General features: G+C 76.1%; 23 protein-coding genes. 12 read left to right on the top strand and 11 right to left on the bottom strand.

What is annotated here, in order from left to right:
• Window positions 1-23 precede the first annotated feature (23 nt).
• A complete protein-coding gene (locus tag BLW63_RS03070; RefSeq protein ID WP_170856619.1) occupies window positions 24-1,142 on the bottom strand; it encodes a carboxylate-amine ligase in 1,119 nt (372 codons plus the stop codon).
• A complete protein-coding gene (locus BLW63_RS03065; RefSeq protein WP_244522318.1) occupies window positions 1,139-3,112 on the bottom strand; it encodes an alpha-amylase family protein in 1,974 nt (657 codons plus the stop codon). Before BLW63_RS03065 ends, BLW63_RS03070 begins: the two co-directional genes overlap by 4 nt.
• Before the next feature lie 100 nt (window positions 3,113-3,212).
• Between BLW63_RS03065 and BLW63_RS03060 the strand changes: the two genes are divergently transcribed.
• From BLW63_RS03060 to BLW63_RS03050, 3 genes are all read left to right on the top strand, one after another.
• Window positions 3,213-4,181, top strand: a complete 969-nt coding sequence (locus BLW63_RS03060; RefSeq protein ID WP_091151382.1) for a S1C family serine protease — start codon at window positions 3,213-3,215, stop codon at window positions 4,179-4,181.
• Window positions 4,182-4,327: 146 nt separating this feature from the next.
• Complete coding sequence (locus BLW63_RS03055; protein WP_170856618.1) at window positions 4,328-5,257, top strand: GGDEF domain-containing protein; 930 nt, start codon at window positions 4,328-4,330, stop codon at window positions 5,255-5,257.
• A gap of 255 nt (window positions 5,258-5,512) precedes the next feature.
• Window positions 5,513-6,910 carry an FAD-dependent oxidoreductase gene (locus tag BLW63_RS03050; protein ID WP_091151378.1) on the top strand — a complete coding sequence of 466 codons (1,398 nt, stop codon included), beginning with the start codon at window positions 5,513-5,515 and terminating at the stop codon, window positions 6,908-6,910.
• A gap of 10 nt (window positions 6,911-6,920) precedes the next feature.
• On the opposite strand, the gene BLW63_RS03045 is transcribed toward BLW63_RS03050, so the two are convergent.
• On the bottom strand, window positions 6,921-7,727 hold the full coding sequence (locus tag BLW63_RS03045) for an SDR family oxidoreductase (RefSeq protein WP_091151376.1): 807 nt from the start codon (window positions 7,725-7,727) through the stop codon (window positions 6,921-6,923).
• A gap of 188 nt (window positions 7,728-7,915) precedes the next feature.
• Window positions 7,916-8,128, bottom strand: coding sequence for a hypothetical protein (locus tag BLW63_RS03040; protein WP_139263460.1), 213 nt, complete (start codon window positions 8,126-8,128; stop codon window positions 7,916-7,918).
• Window positions 8,129-8,279: 151 nt separating this feature from the next.
• Here BLW63_RS03040 and BLW63_RS03035 point away from each other — a divergent pair, with 151 nt between their 5' ends.
• The 3 genes from BLW63_RS03035 (at window position 8,280) to BLW63_RS03025 (ending at window position 10,647) form a co-directional block, all read left to right on the top strand.
• Window positions 8,280-8,798 carry a DinB family protein gene (locus BLW63_RS03035; RefSeq protein ID WP_091151374.1) on the top strand — a complete coding sequence of 173 codons (519 nt, stop codon included), beginning with the start codon at window positions 8,280-8,282 and terminating at the stop codon, window positions 8,796-8,798.
• 140 nt (window positions 8,799-8,938) lie between these two features.
• Complete coding sequence (locus BLW63_RS03030; RefSeq protein ID WP_091151372.1) at window positions 8,939-9,463, top strand: MarR family winged helix-turn-helix transcriptional regulator; 525 nt, start codon at window positions 8,939-8,941, stop codon at window positions 9,461-9,463.
• Window positions 9,464-9,477: 14 nt separating this feature from the next.
• Window positions 9,478-10,647: an MFS transporter gene (locus tag BLW63_RS03025; RefSeq protein ID WP_170856617.1), complete on the top strand. Its 1,170-nt coding sequence runs from the start codon at window positions 9,478-9,480 to the stop codon at window positions 10,645-10,647.
• A 58-nt stretch (window positions 10,648-10,705) separates the two neighbouring features.
• Here BLW63_RS03025 and BLW63_RS03020 read toward each other — a convergent pair whose 3' ends face one another.
• A complete protein-coding gene (locus tag BLW63_RS03020) occupies window positions 10,706-11,662 on the bottom strand; it encodes a hypothetical protein (RefSeq protein WP_091151367.1) in 957 nt (318 codons plus the stop codon).
• A gap of 39 nt (window positions 11,663-11,701) precedes the next feature.
• Between BLW63_RS03020 and BLW63_RS03015 the strand changes: the two genes are divergently transcribed.
• Window positions 11,702-12,178: an SRPBCC family protein gene (locus BLW63_RS03015; protein WP_091152188.1), complete on the top strand. Its 477-nt coding sequence runs from the start codon at window positions 11,702-11,704 to the stop codon at window positions 12,176-12,178.
• Here the strand turns inward: BLW63_RS03015 and mgrA are convergent.
• Window positions 12,175-13,206, bottom strand: a complete 1,032-nt coding sequence (gene mgrA / locus BLW63_RS03010; protein ID WP_091151365.1) for an L-glyceraldehyde 3-phosphate reductase — start codon at window positions 13,204-13,206, stop codon at window positions 12,175-12,177. The two genes, BLW63_RS03015 and mgrA, sit on opposite strands and share 4 nt — an antisense overlap.
• A gap of 86 nt (window positions 13,207-13,292) precedes the next feature.
• Here mgrA and BLW63_RS26605 point away from each other — a divergent pair, with 86 nt between their 5' ends.
• The 4 genes from BLW63_RS26605 (at window position 13,293) to BLW63_RS02995 (ending at window position 15,202) form a co-directional block, all read left to right on the top strand.
• Complete coding sequence (locus tag BLW63_RS26605) at window positions 13,293-13,448, top strand: hypothetical protein (protein ID WP_170856616.1); 156 nt, start codon at window positions 13,293-13,295, stop codon at window positions 13,446-13,448.
• Between the two features lie 120 nt (window positions 13,449-13,568).
• Window positions 13,569-14,387 carry an alpha/beta hydrolase gene (locus BLW63_RS03005; protein ID WP_091151363.1) on the top strand — a complete coding sequence of 273 codons (819 nt, stop codon included), beginning with the start codon at window positions 13,569-13,571 and terminating at the stop codon, window positions 14,385-14,387.
• A 141-nt stretch (window positions 14,388-14,528) separates the two neighbouring features.
• A complete protein-coding gene (locus tag BLW63_RS03000; protein ID WP_211516978.1) occupies window positions 14,529-14,777 on the top strand; it encodes a hypothetical protein in 249 nt (82 codons plus the stop codon).
• Window positions 14,774-15,202 (top strand): hypothetical protein, encoded by a 429-nt coding sequence (locus tag BLW63_RS02995; protein WP_091151361.1) that lies wholly within the window; start codon window positions 14,774-14,776, stop codon window positions 15,200-15,202. The genes BLW63_RS03000 and BLW63_RS02995 overlap by 4 nt, the downstream gene beginning before the upstream one ends.
• Window positions 15,203-15,298: 96 nt before the next feature.
• On the opposite strand, the gene BLW63_RS02990 is transcribed toward BLW63_RS02995, so the two are convergent.
• The 5 genes from BLW63_RS02990 to BLW63_RS02975 form a co-directional block, all read right to left on the bottom strand.
• Window positions 15,299-16,618, bottom strand: coding sequence for an RNA polymerase sigma factor (locus tag BLW63_RS02990; protein WP_091151359.1), 1,320 nt, complete (start codon window positions 16,616-16,618; stop codon window positions 15,299-15,301).
• Window positions 16,615-17,025, bottom strand: coding sequence for a YciI family protein (locus tag BLW63_RS02985; protein WP_244522367.1), 411 nt, complete (start codon window positions 17,023-17,025; stop codon window positions 16,615-16,617). The genes BLW63_RS02990 and BLW63_RS02985 overlap by 4 nt, the downstream gene beginning before the upstream one ends.
• A 110-nt stretch (window positions 17,026-17,135) precedes the next feature.
• Window positions 17,136-17,342 carry a DinB family protein gene (locus BLW63_RS27255; protein ID WP_211517022.1) on the bottom strand — a complete coding sequence of 69 codons (207 nt, stop codon included), beginning with the start codon at window positions 17,340-17,342 and terminating at the stop codon, window positions 17,136-17,138.
• Entirely contained in the window at window positions 17,242-17,721 is a 480-nt protein-coding gene (locus tag BLW63_RS28865) for a maleylpyruvate isomerase family mycothiol-dependent enzyme (protein WP_211516977.1), read from the bottom strand. The genes BLW63_RS27255 and BLW63_RS28865 overlap by 101 nt, the downstream gene beginning before the upstream one ends.
• Window positions 17,718-18,356 (bottom strand): ATP-dependent Clp protease proteolytic subunit, encoded by a 639-nt coding sequence (locus BLW63_RS02975; protein WP_091151355.1) that lies wholly within the window; start codon window positions 18,354-18,356, stop codon window positions 17,718-17,720. Before BLW63_RS02975 ends, BLW63_RS28865 begins: the two co-directional genes overlap by 4 nt.
• 234 nt (window positions 18,357-18,590) lie before the next feature.
• Between BLW63_RS02975 and BLW63_RS02970 the strand changes: the two genes are divergently transcribed.
• The gene (locus tag BLW63_RS02970; RefSeq protein WP_211516976.1) at window positions 18,591-19,340 is read left to right on the top strand and encodes an alpha/beta fold hydrolase; all 750 of its coding nucleotides are present in this window, start codon (window positions 18,591-18,593) and stop codon (window positions 19,338-19,340) included.
• Window positions 19,341-19,348: the final 8 nt, after the last annotated feature.

Raw genomic sequence — 19,348 nt, 5'->3', positions numbered from 1 at the left:
CCCCGGCGGGCGGCGGGCACGCCTCAGCCGGCCCGGCCCTCCTGGACGACGGCGGCCACCACCGCCCGCGAGTCGCCGGTCCGGGCCAGGACCCGGCGCTGCCGGGCCGCCGAGGTGCCGCGGCGCTGGAGCCCGGTCAGCAGCTCCCGGACCTCGGACCACTCCCGGTGCGAGCGCAGGTCCTCCTCCAGCTCGGCCAGCAGCGCCGCGACCGCCTGACCGGCCGGCACCAGCCGCCGGGCCACCGGGTCGAACAGCTCGCCGTCCAGGCCGTGCCGGGCCGCCCGCCAGCGGGCCGCGCGCATCAGCTCGGGCCGGACGTCGGGCACCGGCTCCTCCCGGGCGGCCCGGCCGGCGAGTACCCGCACCAGCGAGCGCACCAGCGCCGCGAACAGCACGGCGTCGTCCACCAGGGTGCAGACGTCACCCAGCCGGAACTCCAGCGTCGGCCAGCGCACCGAGGGGCGGACGTCCCAGTACAGGTGGGTGGCGTCCTTCACCACGCCCGAGGCGACCAGCCCCTCGACGAGGGCCCGGAACGCCGCGCCGTCGCCGATCCGCTCGGGGGCGCCCGCGTTGGGCCAGCGCGTCCACCACTGGGTGCGGAAGCTCTCGTAGCCGGTGTCCCGGCCGCCGTGGAACGGCGAGCTGCCGGTGAGGGCGAGGAGGACCGGCAGGTAGGGGCGGGAGCGGTCCATCACCGCCACCGCGGTGTCCAGGTCGGGGACGCCGACATGCACGTGGCAGCCGCAGATGTCCTGCTGGAGGGCCAGCAGCGCCCAGCGGTCCACGATGTCGCGGTACCGCTCGTCGGGGGTCAGCTCCTGGTCGCGCCACGAGCCGAACGGGTGCGTGGAGGCCGGCAGCAGGGCCAACCCCCCGCGGGCCGCCGCAGCGGCGGCCGCGGAGCGGGCGGCGAGGATCCCGGCCCGCAGCTCCCCGAGGTCGCGGCAGACGACGGTGCCGGTCTCGAGCTGCGAGGTGACGATCTCGGCCTTGACCAGCTCGCCCGCCGCGCCGGCCAGCGCCTCGGCCGCGACCTCGGGGCTGCCGGTGAGCGCGCCGCTGTCCGGGTCGACGAGGTGGAACTCCTCCTCCACGCCGACGGTGCCCCCGGCGGCCGGGGCGCCGAGGGCGCTCACGGCTCGGCGTACCAGGCGAAGCCGAGTCCAGGGACGACGACCCGCCCGTCGCGCACCGGGAGGACGCCGTCGCTGCCGTGCACCTGCTCGAAGCTGCCGAAGCCGGTGACGGTGTCGGCGTCCACGGCCTGCGGGCGCGGCGAGAAGTTGGCCAGGCCGACGAAGGTGCCGCTGCGCGGGTGCTTGCGCCGCCAGACCAGCACCGCGTCGCTGCCGGCGTCCACCACCGCGGACTCGACGCCGCCGCGCAGCGCCAGCAGCGAGCGGCGCACCTCGCCGAGCCGGCGGATCTCCCGCCAGACCCGGCCCTCGAGCGTCGCCGGGTCGGTGGTGCGGTCGGCGGCGTCCCAGTCCATCGGCGGGCGGTGCATCCAGCGGTTGTCCGGGGCGAGCGCGGGGTCGGCGAGGTAGCCGGTGTCGTTGCGGAGGGCCAGCTCGTCGCCCATGTAGAGCAGCGGGATGCCGCCGTACGCGTAGGCGACCGAGTACAGCAGCACCAGCCGGCGGACCCCGGCGTCCAGCGCGGCGTCGTCGCCGGCCTCGAGCGCGGCCTCGATGCCGCACAGCGACGCGGCCGAGCCGGAGACGCGCGCGTCGCCGGTGGTCTCGTTCTCCTGGAACAGCGCGCCGCGGGCGAAGGAGCCGGGGAAGCGGCCGGCGTAGAAGTCGTTGAGGAAGCGGCGGTGGGCGAACCCGTCCAGGCCGACCGCGGCGGCGTCGGCGTCGGCGACGGCCCAGCCGATGTCGTCGTGGCCGCGCACGTAGGTGACCCAGGTGGCGCTGGGCGGGACCGCCCGCATGCGGCGCAGCGACTGCCGGGCCAGCCGGACGTCGCCGGTGGCCAGGCTGCTCCAGATCAGCACCATGAGCTGGTTGTGGTAGGCCAGCTCGCACTCGGGGCGGTAGCGGTCGTGGCCGCCGAGGTAGGCCACCAGGTCGTCGGGTGAGACGATCGCCTCGGCCTTGAAGATGACGCCGGGGGCGGCCAGCCGGGTGGCCGCGTGCAGCAGCTGCAGCAGGCTGTGGCCCTCGGGCTGGTTCTGGCAGCTGGTGCCCAGCCGCTTCCACATGAACGGGACGGCGTCCATCCGGAAGACGTCGACGCCGCGGTTGGCCAGCCAGGTGATCTCCCCCAGCATGGCGAGCGTGACCTCGGGGTTGGCGTAGTCCAGGTCCCACTGGTAGGGCCAGAACGTCGTCCAGACCCAGCCGCCCGCGCCGTCGCAGGCCTCCGGCACCCAGCTGAACGAGCCCGGTGCGCGGTCGGGGAAGACCTCGGGGATGGTCGCGTCGTAGGCGTCGGGCAGCGTCCGGTCGGGGAAGGCGGTGTAGAAGCCGGCGAAGGCCGGGTCGCCGCCGAGCCAGCCCCGCGCCCAGGGGTGCTCGCGGGCGGTGTGGTTGAGCACCAGGTCGATGCACAGCGCCATGCCGCGGTCGTGCAGCGCCGTGGCGACCTCCTCGAGGTCGGCCATCGTGCCCAGCCGGGGGTCGACGGCGCGGTAGTCCATCACCGCGTAGCCGCCGTCGTTCTCGCCGGGCCGCGGTCTGAGCAGCGGCATGAGGTGCAGGTAGGTGGTGCCGATCGCCTCGAGGTGGTCGAAGTGCTCCGGCAGCCGGTCGAGGGTGCCGCAGAACCGGTCCACGTAGCAGACGTAGCCCTGCACGCGGGAGCGCTGGAACCACGCCGGGTCGACCTCGCGGCGCCGGTCGGTGCGGCGCAGCGGCCCGGGACGCTCGACCGCCGCGGCCAGCGCCGCCCGCAGCACGCGCGCGAACAACTCGTCGGCGGCGTCCCCGTAGAGGGTGGCCAGCGGCTCGTGGACGTCGTAGAGCGCGAGGTCGGCGCGGGCGAGGAAGGCGTCGCCCTCGGCCGGGCCCAGGGCTGCGACCGCGTCGGCCGCCACGTCCGGCCGCAGCCGCGCCCACGCCTGCTCCGCCGCTGCTCGGCGGGCGGTCGCCGGGATCGTCACCGCGCCAGTATCGGGCCGCTGTTCGCCCACGGCATGACCGCTCCCACGGGCGCCGGCACGGGGGTTCACTCGTGTAAGCGCGTAATCGAGGAGGTGCACCATGGGGGTGCTGCCGGAGCCGTCCACCCCGGGTCCGACGGACGAGTCCGTGCTGGACGCCTACTCGCAGATCGTCACCGGGGTCGCCGCTGAGCTCACACCGCACGTCGCCGCGCTGCAGGTGACCGGGCCGGGCGGTCGCGGCGGCGCGGGGTCGGCGGTCGTCGTCCCCGGTGACGGGCTGCTGCTCACGAACGCCCACGTCGTCGGGAGGTCCCGCGCGGGGCGGGCGGTGTTCGCCGACGGCAGCGAGGCCGCGGTCGACGTCGTGGGCGCCGACCCGCTGTCGGACCTCGCCGTCGTGCGGGCACGGGGCGCCACCCCCTCGCCGGCCCGGCTCGGGGACGCCGCGACCCTGCGGGTGGGCCAGCTGGTGGTTGCCGTCGGCAACCCGCTGGGGCTGGCCGGCTCGGTGACGGCGGGGGTCGTCAGCGGCCTGGGCCGGTCGCTGCCCACCCAGGACGGCCGCACCGCGCGGGTCGTCGAGGACGTCATCCAGACCGACGCCGCGCTCAACCCGGGCAACTCCGGCGGGGCGCTGGCCGACTCCGCCGGCCGGGTGGTCGGGGTCAACACCGCCGTGGCCGGCTGGGGACTGGGGCTCGCGGTGCCGATCAACGACACCACCCGGCGGATCGTCGACGCCCTCGTCCGGGACGGCCGGGTGCGCCGCGCCTACCTCGGCCTGGTCAGCACCCCGGCCCCGCTGCCGGCGGAGCTCGCCGAGCGCACCGGGCGCCGGCGGGGGCTGCGCGTCGTGGACGTCGTCCCCGGGTCGCCGGCCGACCGGGCCGGGCTCAAGGCCGGCGACCTGGTGCTCGAGGCCGCACGCCGGCCGGTCGCCGAGGCACAGAGCCTGCAGCGGCTGCTGTTCCAGGACGCGATCGGCCGGCCGCTGCCGGTGACCGTGTACCGCCGCGGCGCGATGGTGGACGTCATCACCGTGCCGACCGAGCTCACGGGCGGGTGAGGGCCCACACCGCAGGGTGACGCGGAGTGAGGCCGGGACTCGCCCGGACGGGCGGCGGTGCCTCCCTCCAACGGGTCGGGCCGGTTCCGTAGCACTCCGCAGCGTCGTCCGGGCAGCTGATGCTGGCCCGGACGAACGGGGGACCCATGCATCCGCTGCGACCGGGCGGCTTCGCGCTGCTCTCACTGCTCTACGCAGTGGGCGCGGCGCTGTGTGCCGTGGGTGCACTGGTGCCGGTGTCCGAGCGGTCGCCGGTGGCACTGCTGTGGGCGCTGGCCGGGCTGGGGGCCGCCGTGTCGGTCGCACTGTGGCTGAGCCGCGAGCGGTCGGAGCCGTGGGTGCTGCACGCGGCGGTCCTGCTGGCCTCCGCGGCCCTGGGCCTGCTGACCTGGCGCGCGGCGACGTCGGTGGGCATCGTCGGGCTGGGTCCGGCGATGGTGTCGGTCGGCGTCTTCAGCGGGCACTTCTTCTCGCGCCGAGCGGCCCGCGTGCACGTCGGGCTGATGCTCGTGCTCACCACCGTCGGCGCCCTCGCCGCGGCGCCCACCGGCTTCCTCCCGCTGTGGCTGACCGCGGTGGCCACCGTCGTCGTCCTCACCGAGGTGCAGTCGCGCATCTCCGGCGACGTGTACCGGGCCGCGGCCACCGACCCTCTGACCGGGCTGGCCAACCGGCGGGCCTGGCAGGCGGCGGCCGACCGCGGCCTGGCGTACGCGCACCGCAGCGACGAGCCGTTCACGGTGGTGCTCATCGACCTCGACGACTTCAAGGCGGTCAACGACCAGGCGGGTCACCGCGCCGGCGACGCCCTGTTGCAGGAGCTGGCCACCGCGTGGAGCGCCCAGCTGCGGCTGTCGGACCTGCTGGGCCGCTACGGCGGCGACGAGTTCGTGCTCAGCCTGCCCGGCACCGACGCCGCCCGCACCGAGGACCTGCTGACCCGGCTGCGGGCGGCCCACCCCGCGGCCTGGTCGGCCGGGACCGCGGCCGCCCGCTCCGGCGACACCCTGGCCGACCTGCTGGCGCGCGCCGACGGCGACCTCTACCGCAACAAGCGCCGCAAGCGCGGCACCTGACGCGGCCGCGTCGCCCGCGGGTCCGGGGGGCCGGGAGGCCGGGCGCCCACGTGTCCCCGGGCCGCCCGGCCACGCGGTTCCGTCGGACTCGGGACTCGGGACTCGGGACCACCCAGCCGAGTCGGGCCCGAGAGCGCGGGCCGAGGACGGCGAGGGAGCAACGGGTCGCGACACCGCCGCCCCCCGTGGTGGCTTCCGGCCCTGTCCGGTCCCCCGCGCCCGGTGGCAGCGTCCCCAGCGGACCCGGGAGGCGGCATGGCGGCGATCGTAGTGTGCGGCGGCGGGGTCATCGGCCTGTGCGCGGGCCTGATGCTGGCCGAGGACGGGCACGAGGTCACCGTCCTGGAGCCGGATCCCGCCGATCCGCCGGGGACGCCGGCGGAGGCCTGGGACGGCTGGCGGCGGGCGGGGGTCGCCCAGTTCCGCCAGCCGCACACCCTCTTCCCGCGCTTCCGCCAGGTGGTCGACCGGGAGCTGCCGGGGCTGACCGAGCGGCTCGCCGACGGCGGGTGCGTCCGGGTCGACTACCTCGAGTCGCTGCCGCCGTCGATCCAGGACCGCGCCCCCCGGCCCGGGGACGAGCGCTTCCGCTTCGTCACCGGGCGGCGTCCGGTCACCGAGGCCGTGGTGGCGGTGGCCGCGGAGGAGCACCCGCGGCTCTCGATCCGCCGCGGGGTGCGGGTCGCCGGTCTGGTGGCCGGCCCCGCGCCGCTGCCCGGCGTCCCGCACGTCACCGGGGTGCGCACCGACACCGGCGAGCAGCTCACCGCGGACCTCGTCGTCGACGCGACCGGACGACGCTCGCCGAGTGCCGACTGGCTGGCCGACCTGGGTGCCCGCCCAGCGCAGTCGGACAGCCAGAGCAGCGGCTTCGTCTACTACACCCGCTACTTCACCGGGCCCGAGCAGCCGCGGCGGATGGGACCCCAGCTGGCGCCGGTGGGCAGCATCTCGCTCATCACGCTGGGCGGGGACAACGACACCTGGTCGGTGACGGTGTTCGGGCCCACCCGCGACGCCCCGCTCAAGGCGCTGCGCGGAGCGGCGGTCTTCGACCGGGTGGTGGCCGCCTGCCCGCGGCAGGCGCACTGGCTGGACGGCGAGCCGATCACCGATGTGCTCGCGATGGCCGGCGTGCTGGACCGCTACCGCCGCCTGGTGGTGGACGGCGTCCCGGTGGTGACCGGCCTCCTCGCCGTGGGCGACGCCTGGGCCTGCACCAACCCCTCGGCCGGGCGCGGCATCTCCGTCGGCGCGGTGCACGCCCAGCTGCTGAGGGCGGTCGTGCGGGCGTCGGCCGACGACCCGGTCGAGCTGGCCCGGACCTTCGACGAGCTCACCGAGCGCGAGGTCGCGCCCTTCTACCGCAGTCAGCTGGCCGCCGACCGGACGCGCATCGCCGAGATGGACGCCCTCCGGGCCGGCCGCCGTCCCCCGCCGCCGGACCCGGCCCGCACCGGTCTGGTCACCGCCGCCGCGCGCGACGCCGACGCCTACCGCGCGCTGCTCGAGGTGATCACCTGCCTGGCGCAGCCCCAGGAGGTGCTCGAGCGGCCCGGGATGGCCGAGCGGCTGGCCGCGCACGCCGCCGAGCCGCCGCCGGTGACCCCCGGCCCCGACCGGGCGCAGCTGCTGCAGCTGCTGGCCGGCTGAACGGCGCGGGTCAGGGGCGGCGCCAGTCGTCGGACGTGAGGTGCGAGCCGGCCATCGGACCCATCTGCAGCATGCCGCCGTCCACGGCGTACGAGGACCCGGTGACGTAGCCGGCCTCCGGCGAGGCGAGGAAGGCGACGACGGCGGCGACCTCCCGCGCGTCGCCGGGACGCCGCAGCGGGACACCCGGCCGCTCGTGCCCCGGGGCGGTCGGGTCCTCGTCCTCCTGGCCGGTCATGGGCGTGGCGATCTCGCCCGGCGCGACGGCGTTGACCGTGATGCCGTGCTCGGCCAGCTCGATCGCCGCCACCCGGGTCAGCAGGCCCAGGCCGCCCTTCGCCGCGCAGTACGCGGCCGCACCGACGCGCGGCTGGTGCTCGTGGACGCTCGTGATGTTGACGATCCGCCCGCCGCGGCCCGCGGCGACCATGCGCCGGGCGGCCCGCTGCAGGCAGAGGAACGCGGCGTCGAGGTCGGTCGCGAGCACCTCGCGCCAGGTGGCGAAGCCGGTGTCGAGGAGGGCCGTCGAGTGGCCGGTGCCGGCGTCGTTGACCAGGACGTCGACCCCGCCGAGCGCCTCGGCCAGCTCGTCGACGACGTCGGCGGCCTCCGGCAGCCGGGTCAGGTCGACGTGCCGGACCTCCGCGCGGCGGCCCAGTGCCCGCACCTCCTCGGCGGTGGCCTCGGCGGCCTCACGCTCGCGGTACCAGGTGATCCCGAGGTCGCAGCCGGCCTCGGCGAGGGCCACGGCGGTGGCCCGGCCGATGCCCGACTCGGAGCCGGTCACGATGGCGGTACGGGACGCGGGTGCGGTCATGGCCCGACGCTAGTTGACGGACCACCCATCCCCCCTCGAAGGACCCTCCTGCCCCCCACCACTCGCAGGCTCGCGGCGGACCCCCGCAGGAGGGCCGATCGAGGCTCAGGCGGAGGGCCCCTGAAGGGTGGCCGTTCCAGCACGTCACCTGGCCTGTAGCGGGACCTGCAGGGGCCGCCCGACGGGCGTCAGGCGGCGGCCGCGAGGCGCCGGTCGAGCAGCGCGTCGACCGCCGCCACCGCGTCGGCGACCCGCTGGGCGTTCTCGCCGGACGGGCAGCGCTCCTCCGCCCGGCGGGCGGCGCCGACGGCGACGGCCGCCACGGCGATCGCCAGGTCGATCTCCTCGGTGCTGGACGGCGCGGTCTGCGGCCTCTCGGTGCTGCGCACGGTGTCGGTCACGGCGGCCTCCCCTCGATCGGACGATCCGACGGTAGGACCCAGGTATGACAGGTTCGGGTCGCCGACGTTCCACGCGCACGACGGCCCGAACCGTCCGCCCCGCCCCCTAACGTCGGCGGCACCCCCAACCCCTGCGGAAAGGCGGACGGTGATGGACACCACCACCCTGACCGGCGAGCGGGCCGACATCCTGGAGGCGCTGGCCGCCCAGCGGCACTTCCTGCGGTTCACCGTCCGGGGCCTCAGCGAGGAGCAGGCCCGGCAGCGGACCACCGCGAGCGAGCTCACCCTCGGCGGGCTGCTCAAGCACGTCGCCTCCCAGGAGGCCGGCTGGGTGCGGTTCGTGCTGGAGGGGCCGGGCTCCATGCCGGGGCCCGACGACCCGGAGCAGATGGCGAGGTGGGCCGAGGAGTTCCGGCTGGGCCCCGACGAGACGCTGGACGGCGTCCTGGCGCACTACGAGGAGGTCGCCCGGCGCACCGACGACCTGGTGCGCACGCTGCCCGACCTCGACGCGTCGCACCCGCTGCCGGCGGCGCCGTGGTTCGAGCCGGGCGCCACCCGCTCGGCCCGCCGGGTGTTCCTGCACATCGTCGCGGAGACCGCCCAGCACGCCGGGCACGCCGACATCCTGCGCGAGTCGCTGGATGGCCAGAAGACGATGGGCTGAGCCGCCGGAGCCGGGTCCGCGAGGTCGTCCACGGCCGGCCGGCGGCACCCGGCGCCCTGAGGGGCCCGTTGCACGCAGTCGCATGGTCGAGCCTGTGCTCTCGAGTCGACATATGACTGAGTCAGTCATACGCTCATGCCATGGAGAGGTTGACGAACCTGGTCGGCGTGTTCGCGCTGGCGGTAGCGGACCGGGTGGCGGCGGCGACCGAGGCCGCCTGCGGTGCGGGTGGCGCCGCGGCCGCCGTCCTGGTGCACCTGCACCGCCGTCCGGAGACCTCCGTGTCCGACCTGGCCGCGGTCGTGGGAGTGGGCGGTTCGGGCGGCGTGCGCCTGGTCGACCGCCTCTCGGCCCAGGGTCTGGTCACCCGTGCGCCGAGCACCACCGATCGGCGCACCGTCCTGCTGCGGCTGACCGAGACGGGCACGGAGACGGCGCGGCGGGTGCTGGACGCCCGCGAGGACGCCGTACGCCGGACGGTGGCGGCCCTCGACGAGGACCAGCGCACGGCGCTCGAGCACCTGCTCCCGGACCTCGTGACCGCCCTGCCGAGCAGCTGGACGGAGGTCCTGCGCACCTGCCGGCTGTGCGACGTGGCCGCGTGCCGGCAGGCGCCGGGCTGCCCGTTGGACTGCTGGCCGTCCGACGACGGCGTGCGGACGTGACCGGCGTCCCGGCCGTGAGCGCGCCGGACGCCGAGCGGGTCCCACCGTGGGCGCTGATCGGGTCCGGCCTGGCGGTGGTGGCGGTCGCCTTCGGCCTCGCGCGCTACGGCTACGGGCTCCTGCTGCCGCAGATGCGGACCTCCCTGGCGCTGTCGCTGGGCCAGCTGGGCGTCATCGGCGGCGCCGGGTACGCCAGCTACCTGGTCGCCTCCCTGGCCTGCCCCACGCTGCTGTCCCGGTGGGGGCCACGCACGACCGTGACGGCGGGTGGGACGGCCGCCGTCGCGGGGATGGCGGTGTGCGCCGCGGCCACCGGCCCGCTGACCCTGGGAGTGGGTGTCGCCGTCGCCGGCGCGAGCCCGGCCCTGGTGTGGCCCCCCTACGTGGCGGCGGTCGAGGAGCACCTGCCTGCGGACCGCCGGGCACGCGGGCACGGGGTCGTCAACTCGGGCACCGCCTACGGCGTCGCCGTGGCCGGGCCGGTGAGCCTGCTGACCACGGGGTCCTGGCGGGTGGCGTGGTCGGCGTTCGCCGCCGTGGCCCTCGTGGTCACGATCTGGGCGGTGCGCACCCTGCCCCGCGGGACCCCCTCCACCGAGGGCGCCACCGGGGCCGGGAGCCTGCTGGCGGTGGCACGGGAGCAGGGTGGGCGGCTGCTGCTGGCCGCGTTCCTCGCCGGTCTGGTCTCGGGCAGCTACGCGACCTTCGGTGTGGAGGTCGCCGCCGCCCAGGCGCCGCTGGGCGGGGTCAGCGCCGGGGCCTTCCAGACCCTGGTCGGGATCAGCGGCGTCGCGGGAGGACTCGTCGGGGCGCTGCTGGCCAGGACCTCGCTCCCCCGCCTGCTCGCGGCCACGGCGGCGACGCTGGCCGCGTCCTGCCTGCTCCTGGCCGCGGCGCCCGGCCTCGTCCTCGTCTCGGCGGTCCTCTACGGCGCGAGCTTCATCGCGATCATCGGGCTGCTGCTGATCTGGAACAACGCCCTTGTACCGCGCGCCCCCGCCACCGGGATCGTCACCGCCATGCTGGCCATGGCCCTCGGGCTGGTCGCCGGTCCGCCTCTGGCCGGCGTCGTCGCCGGGGAGGCCGGCCTCGCCACGGTCTTCGTCGCGTGTGCACCGCTCGCCGCGACCATCGGGCTGCTGCACCCCACCCGACGTCGTCCCCCCGCCCCCCGACCGGCGTGACCAGCGGCGGCGTGTCGAGCAGCCACTCGTCGACGACCACCGGCCGCGCCCCCGGGGCTCAACCCTCCTCGAGCGCCCGCAGCGCGGCCACCGCGCGGTCGCGGGCGGCGGTCGCCTCGGTGGCGTGCCGATCGGCGGTCCGCCGGTGCCGCTCGGCCCGCTTGAGCGCGTCGGCGGTCCGTGCGGCTTCCTCCTCGGTGCGGGCCAGCTCGTCGGCCAGCTCCGCCACCCGGGCCTGCAGGTCGGCCCGGCGGGCGTCGAGGTCGTCGACCCGGTGCCGCTCCTCCTCGGCCGCGGCGACGGCCTCCGCGGCCAGCGCGGTCGCCTGCTCCGCCGCCGACCGCGCTTCCGCCAGCTCGCGCCGGCGGCGCTCCTCGGCCGCCCGCCGCGCCTCCTCCTCGCGCCGTCGCGCCTCCTCTTCCGCGGCCCGCCGGGCGTCGTCGTCGCGGCGCCGGCGGGCGGTCGCGGTGCCGCCCCGCGGCCGGGGCGTCGCCTCCCGCTCGGAACGCGGGGGCACCAGCCGGAGCACCGGCCGGCTGTCCGTCGTCCCCAGGCCGCTGTAGGACATCGCGCCGGTGAGCCGGCCCGACATCAGCGCCTCGCCGGCCTCCGGGTCGGCCATCGCCGCGCGCAGCGTGTCGGCGACCTGCGTCTCGACGGTGCCGCCCACCCGCACGCCGTGCTCGCGGGCGAGGGCGGTCGCCTGGCGGGTGAGGGCGGTCAGCAGCTGGGAGCGCTGGCGGTCCAGCGCCCGCAGCTGGTCGCCGGCCAGGCTCTCCTGGGCCTGGCGCAGCAGGTCGCCGAGCTCGACCAGGCCCTCGACCTCCGCGCGCTGCTCGCGCACCAACAGGTTGCAGACCCAGGCGGCCGCGGTCGGCTTGGGCAGCGCGCCGACCTCGCGGGCGAGGGTCCGGTCGCCCGTGGCGCGAGCGTCGTCCTGGCGCTGCCTGCGCACCGCGACGAACTCGTCGGGCGGCACCCCGTACAGCTCGTCGGCCACCTCGTCGAGATCCACGCGGCCGACCCTGCCACGCCGTCGGTGCCCCGCGGCACGATGGCCGCCGTGACGACCACCCGGGTGAGCCGGCGCCTCGACGCGCCGCGCGCCGCCGTGTACCGCGCGCTGCTCGACCCCGGCGCCGTCGCCCGGTGGAAGGTGCCGGAGGGCATGACCTGCGTGGTGCACGAGTTCGACGCGCGTGAGGGCGGCACGCTGCGCGTCTCGCTCACCTACGACGCGCCCGGGCCGCAGGGCAAGACGACGGCGCACACCGACACCTACCGCGGCCGCTTCGTCCGCCTGGTGCCCGGCGAGCAGGTCGTCGAGGCCGACGTGTTCGAGACCGCCGACCCGGCGATGCAGGGCGAGATGACCAGCACCATCACGCTGGCCGACGCCCCGGGCGGCGGCACCGAGCTGACCGCCGTCCACGACGGGGTGCCCGACGGCGTGGCCCCCGCGGACAACGAGCTGGGCTGGCGGATGGCCCTGGACCGGCTGGCGACGCTCGTGGAACGGCCTGACGACTAGGCCGTGCGCGGGGCCTCCCAGAGGTCGATGCCCGAGTCGACGGCGTGCTGGTCGATGGCGGCGAGCTCGTCGTCGGTGAAGTCCGGCCGCTCGAGCGCGCCGACGTTCTGCTCCAACTGGCCGACGCTGCTGGCGCCGACGAGCACGCTGGTCACCCGCGGGTCGCGCAGCGCCCAGGCCAGCGCCATCTGCGCCAGGCTCTGCCCCCGCTCCTCGGCGATGCCGTTGAGCGCACGGACGTGCCCGAGCGCCTCCTCGGTCAGCAGGTCGGTCGACAGCGACTTGTCCTGGCTGGCGCGCGAGCCCTCGGGGACGCCGCCGAGGTACTTGCTGGTGAGCATCCCCTGCGCGAGCGGGGAGAAGGCGATGCAGCCGGCGCCGACGTCCTCGAGGGTGTCGAGCAGCCCCTCGGTCTCGATCCAGCGGTTGAGCATCGAGTACGAGGGCTGGTGGATCAGCAGCGGCGTCCCGAGGTCGGCGAGGATCTCCGCCGCCTTGGCGGTGTCCTCCGGGGAGTACGACGAGATGCCGACGTAGAGCGCCTTGCCGGCCTGGACGGCGCTGTGCAGCGCGCCCATCGTCTCCTCGAGCGGCGTGGTCGGGTCCGGCCGGTGCGAGTAGAAGACGTCCACGTACTCCAGGCCCATCCGGCGCAGCGACTGGTCGAGGCTGGCGAGCACGTACTTGCGCCCACCGCCGCCCTGGCCGTACGGGCCGGCCCACATGTCGTAGCCGGCCTTGGTCGAGACGACCAGCTCGTCGCGGTAGGGGCGGAAGTCGTCCCGGAGGTGCCGGCCGAAGTTGGTCTCGGCCGAGCCGTACGGCGGGCCGTAGTTGTTGGCCAGGTCGAAGTGGGTGACGCCGAGGTCGAAGGCGCGCCGGAGGATCGCGCGCTGCCGGTCGAGGGGGACGTCGTCGCCGAAGTTGTGCCACAGCCCCAGGCTCACCGCCGGGAGGTCCAGGCCGCTGCGGCCGGTGCGCCGGTAGGTCATGGAGTCGTAGCGGTCGTCAGCTGCGCGGTAGGCCATGGCCGCGATCCTGCCCGGCGCGCGGCCGCCCGAACCGGGCCGCCCCGGTCCTACGCTGGGACCCCGACCCGCACCGGAGGTGTGCCGTGCTGCGACTCCTCGGCGTCCTGGTCCTCGTCTGGCTGGTGGTCGCCGTCGTCGGCGCGGTGGTCGAGGGCCTGTTCTGGCTGGCCGTGGTCGGGCTGGTCCTCGTCGTCGTCACCGGGCTGGTGGGCCGGGGCGGGCGGAACACCCGCGTCTGACCGTCGGCCCGCGGTGCGGGGTGCTGCCCGGGAGGGTCGGAGGGCCCCTCCGGCCGCTGCCGCCGCGGAGGACCATCGCCGCAGCGGGGACCCGTCCGCCCGACCGCACGGAGGCGCGCGATGCCCTTCTTCGACGGCTCCCGTGGCCGCATCCACCACGCCGCCTGGCTGCCCGACGGCGAGGTCCGTGCCGTCGTCGTCTTCTGCCACGGCGGTTTCGGCGAGCACCTGGGCCTCTACGAACCCCTGGGACGGCGACTGGCCGCCGACGGCATCGCCGTGCACGCCCTGGACGCCATCGGCCACGGCCGCAGCGACGGCCAGCGCGACCTGATCCTCTCCTGGGACGACTACGTCGACGACGCGCGCACCCTGGCCGGGCTGGCGCAGGCCCAGCACCCGGGCCGCCCGCTCGTGCTCATGGGGCACTCCGGCGGCGGCGTGGCCGCACTGCTGCTGGCCCAGCGGTCCCCTGAGCTGGCGCAGGCGCTGGTCGTCTCCGCCCCACCGGCCCAGTGCCTGCCCTGGGTCGAGGCCCTGATGGCCAAGGAGGCCGACGGCGTCGAGGACCCCGACCCCAGCGCCATGTTCAGCACCCACCCCGAGTACCTGGACGCGCTGCTGCACGACCCACTGGTCCACCGCGGAACCGTCCCCCGGCAGACCATGGAGGCGGTGGAGGCCGCCTGGCCCGCGGTGGCGGCGGGCGTGGCCGAGGGCCGGCCGTCGATCCCGACCCTGTTCCTGCACGGTGAGTGCGACCCGATGGTCCCGGTCGAGCACTCGCGGGCGCTGGTCGCCAGGCTGCCCCGGGCGACGCTGCGCACCTTCCCCGGCGACCTGCACGACGTCCTCAACGAGCACGACCGGGACGCCGTGCACGACGTGGTGGCCGCGTTCATCCTCGCCCAGGTCGGCGCGGCCGTCGGCCAGGCCTGAGTCCCCCGGGTCGGCCTGGTGCACCCGGGCCGCCGCGGTCGCGGCCGGTCCGGGTGGCGAACGGTCGTGCACCACCGGATGCTGGGCCAGGGGACGCGACGGGGCGCCCCCGCCCCCGGCGAGACGAGCGAGGCAGCCCCCATGAGCATGACCGACACCGACGCCGCGACCGGTGCCCGCGACATCAAGTCGCACGACACCACGAGCTTCGCCGACCTCGGCAAGGAGATGTGGAGCTACCTGACCGGCAAGGGCGCGGCGATCAACTACGAGTTCGTCGACATGCTCGTCGAGGTGCCGCGGGAGACCGGCCCGGACGCCCCGCGGGCGACGTGGCGGCTCAACGGCACGCTACGCATCACGACTGCCGAGAACGCCAGCCGGGGATGACGCCGGACGGCGGACGCCTGGAGGTGCTCGCCGACCTGTCGATCGAGGTGGACGGCGCCCCGGTGCGGGTCGAGTCGGCCGGGAGTCAGGTGCGGGTGGTCACCGAGGACGTGCGGGGCTTCGTCGACCACCTGCGCGCGGCCGCCCGGGCGACCGGGTCCGCGTCGGCACGGGGCAGCGTGGCGACCGTGGCCGAGGCGCTGGCGGCCGAGGGGATCACGGGGGTGCTGGCGGCGCCGACCGGCGAGGTCGCCGTCCTCGGTGCCGACGTCGACTCGCCCGTCGGCCGCCTGCTGTGGGGGACGCGGCGGGTGCGCGTCGACGCGGTGCGCCTGCTGCGGTCGAGCGAAGCGGCACGGTGGGGGCTGACCGGTGCCGGGCTGGTGCTCGGCGCGCTGGTGCTCGTCCGGCTGCGGAGGCGCTGACCGCCCGGGCTGCCACGCTGCCGCCCTGGGTGTCGGGCCGATCGTGCCGAACTCACCAGCCGGTCGCCGGCCGGGCGGTACTCGGTGGAGGCCCGATCAGGCCCAGGCGGCGGCCTTGCGGCGGAGCAGGTCCCGCTCGCGCTCGTTGCCGCAGAGCTGCACCGCTCGCTGGACCTCGCGCCGCGCCTCGTCGAACCGGCCGAGCCGCGCGAGCAGCTCGGCCCGGACGCTCGGCAGCAGGTGCGACCCCGGCAGGCTGCCCGCTCGCGCCAGCCCGTCGACGAGGGGCAGCGCGGCGGCGGGCCCGTGAGCGAAGGAGACGGCGACCGCCCGGTTGAGTTCGACCACCGGGGACGGCGCGATCCGGCCGAGCACGTCGTAGAGGAGCACGATCCGCTCCCAGTCGGTCGCCGCGACCGACGGCGCGACCGCGTGGCACTCGGCGATGGCGGCCTGGACGCCGTAGGGACCGAGGCCGCGGCCGACCAGCCCGGCCTGGGCCAGTGCCGCCCGCCCGCGCCGGACGGCCGCGCGGTCCCACCGCCGGCGGTCCTGCGCCTCCAGCAGCACCGGCTCGCCGTCGTCGCCGACGCGCGCGGGGAACCGGGCGGCGGTGAGCTCGAGGAGGGCAAGCAGGCCGTGCACCTCCGGCTCGCCGGGCACCAGCCGCGCCAGCACGCGGGTGAGCCGGACCGCCTCGCGGGCCAGGTCCGGCCGGATCCACTCGGTCCCGGAGGTGGCCGTCGACCCCTCGGTGAAGACGAGGTACAGCACGCTGAGCACCGAACCCAGCCGCGCGCGCCGCTCCTCGGGCGGCGGCACCTCGAACGGCACCCGCGCCGCGGCGAGCGTCCTCTTGGCCCGCGTGATGCGCGCCTGCACGGTGGCGGTCGGGACCAGGAAGGCCCGGGCGATCTCGTCGCTGGTCAGACCGCTCACGACGCGCAGGGTGAGCGCGACCTGCGCCTCGCGCGAGAGCACCGGGTGGCAGGCGGTGAACACCAGCGCGAGCACGTCGTCGTCTATGCGGTCGGGGTCCCAGAGCAGGTCCCGGTCCGGTCCGCCGGGGTCGGGCGCGGCCGTCCCGGTGACGGCACCGCCCTCGGTCAGGTCCCGGGACAGCACGGCGTACCGCTCGTCGAGGGCCGAGCGGCGGCGGAAGGCGTCAACGGCGCGGCGTCGTCCCACGGTCAGCAACCACCCGGCGGGCTCGCGCGGCACGCCGTCCCGGGGCCAGGTGACCAGCGCCTCGGCCAGTGCCTCCTGGGCCACGTCCTCGGCCAGGGCGAGGTCCCCGGTGTAGCGGGCGAGGGTCGCGGTGATGCGCGCGGACTCGATCCGCCACACCGCCTCGACCACCTCCCGGCCGCCCGTGGAGCGGGGGGTGGCCGGGCGGCCACCCCCCGGACGGCTCACAGCTGGCCGGTCGCCACCCGCCACTCCCGCTCCTTCCGGATCCACTCGTTGTCCTGCGGGAACTCGTCGATGCTGGCGACGCGGCGGATCTCGGCCTTGCTGCCCGGACCGGCCATCGGCGCCCGCTTGGCCCACTCCACGGCCTCCTCCAGCGAGGCCACGTCGAGGATCCAGAAGCCGCCGAAGAGCTCCTTGGTCTCCCCGTACGGGCCGTCGGTGACCACCGGGGGTTGCACGGAGTAGTCGACGACGACGCCCTTCGCCGCGTCCTCCAGCCCCTCGGCCGCGACCAGGACGCCGGCCCGGATCATCTCGTCGTTGAACCGGCCCATGGACTCGAGGACCTCGGAGAAGTCGACGTCCCGGGAGGCGGCGTACGTCTCGTCGGTGGCACGCATGATCAGCATGTACTTCACGGTGGTCTCCCTACCGTTCCCGGGTCCCCGTCGGACCCTCTCACCCCTCGGTCGAACGGCGGCACCCCCGGATCGACACCGCGCACGAGGGATCCACACGGTCACCCGGGCGGCCGGCGACCGAGCACCGCCAGCAGCCGGTCCTGCGCCGGTGCGTCGTCCGGCACGGGGACCGGCGGCCCGTACATGCCGCTGGCCTGCAGCTGCTCACCGAGTGCGAGGACGCCGGGCAGCAGGGCCTGGACCGCGTCGGGATCGAGGTCGGCCGGACGTCCGGTCGCCGTCGCCAGGTCCCACGTATGGACCACGGGCTCGACGAGGGCGATGCCGAGGAGCTGCTCGACGGTCCGCGGGCCCAGCAGGGTGGGCCACTACGGCGCCGGGTGCGGCACCGTCGAGCGCCGCGACGGCTGCCCGGTGCGCGCGCCGCCACGAGCCGGCGGGGTCCGGGCCGGCGAGCAGGCCGAGTGCCTCCGGCTCGGGGACCGGCGCCCGGGGGCCCTCCCCGGCGAGCATTGCGAGCACCTGGCCCTGCCCGTCGACGACGTGACCCAGCAACTGGCGGACCGACCAGCCGGAGCAGGGCGTGGGCGCGTCCCAGCGCTCCGCCGGGACGGCGTCAACGACGGCGCCGAGCCGATCCAGGGCCCGCAGGTACCGCGCGACCGCGTCGTCCGGCCGGGTCACGGGGCGCCGACCGGGCCGGGCACGGGCAGCGCCGCGGCGGAGGGGACGACGTGGTCGACGAGGCCGTACTCGCGGGCATGTCCGGCGGTGAACCAGCGGTCGCGGTCGGAGTCGCGCTCGATCTGCTCGACGCTCTGCCCGGAGTGCTCCGCCTGCAGCTGGTTGATGTCCCGCTTGAGGCGCCGCAGCATGTCGGCCTGGATGGTGATGTCCGACTGCGTCCCGCCGACCCCCGCCGAGGGCTGGTGCATCATGATCCGGGTGTGCGGCAGCGAGAACCGCTTCCCGGGCGTGCCCGCGGTGAGCAGGAACTGCCCCATCGAGGCGGCCATCCCGAACGCGTAGGTCGCGACGTCGCAGTCGATGAAGCGCATGGTGTCGTAGACGGCCATCCCGGCGCTGACCGAGCCGCCCGGCGAGTTGATGTACAGGTGGACGTCCCGGCGCGGGTCGTCGGCCGAGAGCAGCAGCATCTGCGCGCAGAGCTGGTTGGCGATGTCGTCGTCCACCTGGCTGCCGAGGAACACGATGCGCTCCCGCAGCAGCCGGTCGGAGACGGCGTCGTGCAGTGACGCGGGCCCGTTCCCTGCCTGCAGGAACGGCGCGTCGACGCTGGTGGGTGTGGTGGCGTGCATGGACCGACCCCTTCCGTGGACCTGTGGTCGGAGTCAATCGCCCACCACCACGGGATGCGCGGCCGGAATGGCGCATTTCGCCCGTCGCGCAATTCTTGTGCCTGCAGCGAAATGGTCCGACCGCGATCGTCGAGGACGGCGGCGCAGCCGGGACGTCCGTCGTCCCCCGCGTCTCCCAGGTGGGTGGTGCAGGCTCCGACTGCGCCCCTGCACCGACACCGCGAGGAGCCGCCCGTGACGAACCCGCCCGCCGTCCTCGTGCACGGCAACCCCGAGACCCCGGCGCTGTGGGACCCCCTCGCGAGCTGCCTGCAGCGAGACGTCGTCCGGCTGGCCCCGCCCGGCTTCGGTGCGCCGCTGCCGCCGGGCTTCGGAGCGACCGTGCTCGAGTACCGCGACTGGCTGGTCGGGGAGCTCGAGCGGATCGGCGAGCCGGTCGACCTGGTCGGCCACGACTGGGGCGGCGCCCACGTCGTGAACGTGGCCATGGCGCGGCCCGACCTGGTGCGCAGCTGGGTCAGCGACGCGGTCGGCATCTTCGACGAGGACTACCTCTGGCACGACCTGGCGCAGGCGTGGCAGCAACCGGGCGTCGGCGAGGAGTCGATCGCGCAGATGCTGGGCGGCAGTCCCGCTGACAAGGCCGCGCGGCTGGTGTCGTTCGGCTTTCCGCAAAGCGTGGCGGAGCAGGTGGCCGCCGGGCAGGACGACGACATGGGCCGAGCGGTCCTGGCGCTCTACCGCTCGGCGGCCCAGCCGGCGATGACCGAGGCGGGCCGGTCGCTGGAGGCCGCCGCCGCCCGCCCCGGGCTGGCGCTGCTCCCGTCGGAGGACTCCTTCGTCGGCACGGACGCCCAGCGGCGTCGTGCTGCGGCCCGCGCCGGTGCCCGGGCCGAGGTGCTCGACGGCCTCGGGCACTGGTGGATGGTCGAGGACCCCCAGCGCGGTGCCGCGGTGCTCGAGGGCTTCTGGACCACCCTCTGACCGCGCCC

The sequence above is a fragment of the Geodermatophilus africanus genome, from assembly GCF_900107105.1.
Taxonomy (GTDB): Bacteria; Actinomycetota; Actinomycetes; order Mycobacteriales; family Geodermatophilaceae; genus Geodermatophilus; species Geodermatophilus africanus.
This window is presented reverse-complemented; position numbering and strand designations above follow the sequence as displayed.

Coding starts and splice junctions, on each gene's coding strand:
- BLW63_RS03045 (WP_091151376.1), bottom strand. CDS start 7,727: ATGACCGCACCCGCGTCCCGTACCGCCATCGTGACCGGCTCCGAGTCG.
- BLW63_RS02975 (WP_091151355.1), bottom strand. CDS start 18,356: ATGCACGCCACCACACCCACCAGCGTCGACGCGCCGTTCCTGCAGGCA.
- BLW63_RS03050 (WP_091151378.1), top strand. CDS start 5,513: ATGGCGGCGATCGTAGTGTGCGGCGGCGGGGTCATCGGCCTGTGCGCG.
- mgrA (WP_091151365.1), bottom strand. CDS start 13,206: ATGGCCTACCGCGCAGCTGACGACCGCTACGACTCCATGACCTACCGG.
- BLW63_RS03055 (WP_170856618.1), top strand. CDS start 4,328: ATGCATCCGCTGCGACCGGGCGGCTTCGCGCTGCTCTCACTGCTCTAC.
- BLW63_RS02995 (WP_091151361.1), top strand. CDS start 14,774: ATGACGCCGGACGGCGGACGCCTGGAGGTGCTCGCCGACCTGTCGATC.
- BLW63_RS02985 (WP_244522367.1), bottom strand. CDS start 17,025: ATGCTGATCATGCGTGCCACCGACGAGACGTACGCCGCCTCCCGGGAC.
- BLW63_RS03000 (WP_211516978.1), top strand. CDS start 14,529: ATGAGCATGACCGACACCGACGCCGCGACCGGTGCCCGCGACATCAAG.
- BLW63_RS03060 (WP_091151382.1), top strand. CDS start 3,213: ATGGGGGTGCTGCCGGAGCCGTCCACCCCGGGTCCGACGGACGAGTCC.
- BLW63_RS03030 (WP_091151372.1), top strand. CDS start 8,939: ATGGAGAGGTTGACGAACCTGGTCGGCGTGTTCGCGCTGGCGGTAGCG.
- BLW63_RS03035 (WP_091151374.1), top strand. CDS start 8,280: ATGGACACCACCACCCTGACCGGCGAGCGGGCCGACATCCTGGAGGCG.
- BLW63_RS03015 (WP_091152188.1), top strand. CDS start 11,702: ATGGCCGCCGTGACGACCACCCGGGTGAGCCGGCGCCTCGACGCGCCG.
- BLW63_RS03005 (WP_091151363.1), top strand. CDS start 13,569: ATGCCCTTCTTCGACGGCTCCCGTGGCCGCATCCACCACGCCGCCTGG.